At 61.7% G+C, this 2,840-nt stretch carries 4 protein-coding genes; all 4 read right to left on the bottom strand.

Translation table 11 applies throughout. The annotated features are described in order from the left end of the window. Positions 1–64: 64 nt before the first annotated feature. Positions 65–412, bottom strand: a complete 348-nt coding sequence (locus SMC5_RS11175) for a hypothetical protein (RefSeq protein ID WP_207799218.1) — start codon at positions 410–412, stop codon at positions 65–67. After that, positions 393–2,042 (bottom strand): thioredoxin domain-containing protein, encoded by a 1,650-nt coding sequence (locus SMC5_RS10035; protein ID WP_207799217.1) that lies wholly within the window; start codon positions 2,040–2,042, stop codon positions 393–395. The genes SMC5_RS11175 and SMC5_RS10035 overlap by 20 nt, the downstream gene beginning before the upstream one ends. 17 nt (positions 2,043–2,059) lie before the next feature. Next, positions 2,060–2,212: a hypothetical protein gene (locus tag SMC5_RS10870; RefSeq protein ID WP_165848237.1), complete on the bottom strand. Its 153-nt coding sequence runs from the start codon at positions 2,210–2,212 to the stop codon at positions 2,060–2,062. Between the two features lie 7 nt (positions 2,213–2,219). Continuing rightward, on the bottom strand, positions 2,220–2,840 hold a 621-nt coding region (locus SMC5_RS10865), incomplete at its 5' end, for a DNA-processing protein DprA (RefSeq protein ID WP_207799216.1).

The raw sequence follows: 2,840 nt of genomic DNA, 5'->3' as shown, positions 1-2,840 counted from the left end.
AATCCCATTGTACCAGGTACTATTGGGATTCACAATTGGTGCCATGATCGTTTACCGTCGCGTTTCATCTCAGCTGTTCCCTCAAATCCTCCGGTCGCGTCACTAGCTGGTGGCAGGCAAATCCTTCGCAGACGTAGGCGGTGGGTTGGCCGTCCACTATCGGACGGTCAGCAAGCAGGTCAGGGACCCCAGGGGGCAGGGGCGTCGGTGAAGCTGCCACAACCAGGTTGGGTCGCCACGCCATGCGAACCTCCCCGACCAGCTCCATCGTTCGCTTGTCGGCAGGGTCGCCGACGATGGCGACCTGCATCTCCTTCGCCAGGTCGAAATCGCCAGCGCACAGCCAGCGTCCAAAGCCGGTCGGATAGCGTGTCACGAGATCAGTCACGAGGTCAAGACTCTTTTCTGCCAACTTGCGCCATTCCGTGTGGCCCGTGAGGGCGGCAAGGGTCAGCAGGGCCTCCGCGGCGAGCGCATTTCCCGANNTCGGGCGTATCAAAAAACCCTCCGGCGGGGTCAGTGAAGCGGGCCAGCATCTCTTCGGCGAGAAGCCGCACGGCCACGAACCAGCGGTTGTTGAAGTCCGTCTGGTACAGCTCCAGCAATCCAAGAATCAGCGAAGCATAATCGTCCAGGTACGCCTTCGGACCTGTTGTGCCCTCACGCCAGGTGCGCCGCAGTTGTCCGTCGGGTCGCAGCGCTGTGAGCAGGAAGTCTGCGTTGCGAATGGCGACATCAAGGTACCTCTGGTCCCCGAGGGCACGTGCCGCCTCGGCAAACGAGGCCAGCATCAAGCCGTTCCAAGCTGTCAGCACCGTGTCGTCAGCGGCTGGGCGCACCCGCTTGCCCCGAACTTTGAGGAGTCTGGTACGGCAGTTGTCCAGCAGCGCGTCGACGTCGCCCTGGACAATACTATGATGGGCTGCAAGCGTCGCGTTATCAACAGAGCGCTGCAACACGTTTGTCCCCTCCCACGTACCCCCGGCCGTCACACCATAGGCTTCGGTGAACAGGTCGGCGTCCTTCCCAAGCGTCGCACGAATCTCCTCGAGGCTCCAGACATAATATCGGCCCTCCGCGCCCTCCGAGTCGGCGTCGAGGCTCGACAGGAAGGCGCCCTGCGGGGTCGTCATCTCCCGCGTGACGAACGTCAGCGTTTCCTCGGCCACGTGCCGGAAGGACGCCTCGCTGGTCACCTGCCAGGCGTGCAAATACGCGCGCGCCAGCTGTGCGTTGTCGTACAGCATCTTCTCAAAGTGCGGGACATGCCACGAGTTATCCGTCGAGTAGCGCGCAAACCCTCCGCCGATCACATCCCACATGCCGCCCCGCACCATCGCTCGCAGAGCATGCACGGCGGGTGCAAGCGCTGTCGTATCACCAGCGAGATGGCGTCGCAGAAGGAACTCGATGGCCATCGGCTGAGGGAACTTGGGCGCCATGCCCCAGCCGCCGCTGTCCCAGTCGTAGTGTTCGACCAGGTCGTGTACTGCAGTTGTTAGTGTGCCGACGTCGAAGGTCCCTTCGGCCGTGCCTGAAGTGGACTGACTGACGAGCTGCGCTACGACCTGAGCACCGGCACGTGTGATGTCTGCTCGTCGGTTCCTCCAGGCATCAGCCAGTGTGTGCAGGAGCTGTGGGAAGCCAGGCATGCCCTGACGCGGCTCGGGAGGGAAGTAGGTGCCACCATAGAACGGCTGCAGGTCCGGCGTCAGGAAGACTGACAACGGCCAGCCGCCTTGGCCAGTCAAAGCGACGACAGCCGCCATATACACGCTATCGAGGTCAGGTCGCTCCTCGCGGTCCACCTTGATACAAACGTAGTGGGCGTTCATGGTGGTGGCTGTGTCCGGGTCTTCGAAAGACTCATGGGCCATGACGTGGCACCAGTGGCACGCTGCGTAGCCGATGCTCAGGAAAATGGGCTTGTCCTCGGTCCGTGCACGTGCCAGCGCCTCGTCTCCCCACGGATACCAGTCGACAGGGTTGTCTGCGTGTTGCAGCAGATACCGTGACACGGAGCCGTCAAGGTGATTGGACATGGGCCGGTCCTGCGGCGCTAGCGCTGCAGCTTCTCCAAGATATGTGGCAGAACCCGCAGAGTGGCGCTCTCTCCGCCCGCGATGACTTGTGCGGGCTTCCAGAAGATGTCGCCACCGGCGAATTCAGGAAGTGCTCCTGGTCCCTTGTTGCGCCCGTCAGTCTTCAACATGGCCGTTCTACCCATCTGCATCGGTTGTGCCTTCAGTTTTCTCATGTCGTGTTGTTGCACGTTTGTTCGAAACTGTTTTTTCCGGTACGGCGTCGAAGAGGGTCGGCTCGGCAATACCCCCTGCCGACTTCCTCGGTTTGGAACGACGCTTCGCCGGAGCGGGTTTGGTCTTGGTTGTGGCCGGTGGTTCCGGAATCGATTCATGCACGGGGGCAGGCGCCTGTTCTTCGTTGTGCGTGGTCGGATCCTGTTCTGGTCTGAGGGTGCGAACCAAGTCTTCGGCGTTGCTCGGGTTTGGCCACGGCAGTGCACCCATGTTCTGCAGTTCCTGGAGTCCCTTGTCGATTTCGCCCTGCGAGCGGACAAATACCGGCACCAACCTCAAGGTGGTCAGCTGTTCCGCCGCACCGGCCCACGTCCCGCCTTTCTGATAGTCGGAGCTGATGACCAATGCTGCATCAGCCAGAGCGTAGATCAGCTTGTTGCGCTGCATGGCGTTGCCCACATTGAACCCGGCCATCGGATCGTAGGATGACACGAGGACCAGCTGGCCCTCCATGAGCGGGGAACGATACTCGCGGTTGAGGGCTGCCCGTTCCAGACTGTCGGCAAGCATGCCTGCAGCCGT

Origin of the sequence: Candidatus Cryosericum odellii (genome assembly GCF_003570935.1) — a bacterium.
GTDB lineage: Bacteria > Caldisericota > Caldisericia > Cryosericales > Cryosericaceae > Cryosericum > Cryosericum odellii.
Note: the sequence above shows the minus strand (reverse complement) of the source record. Positions and strands in the feature narration are given on the sequence as shown.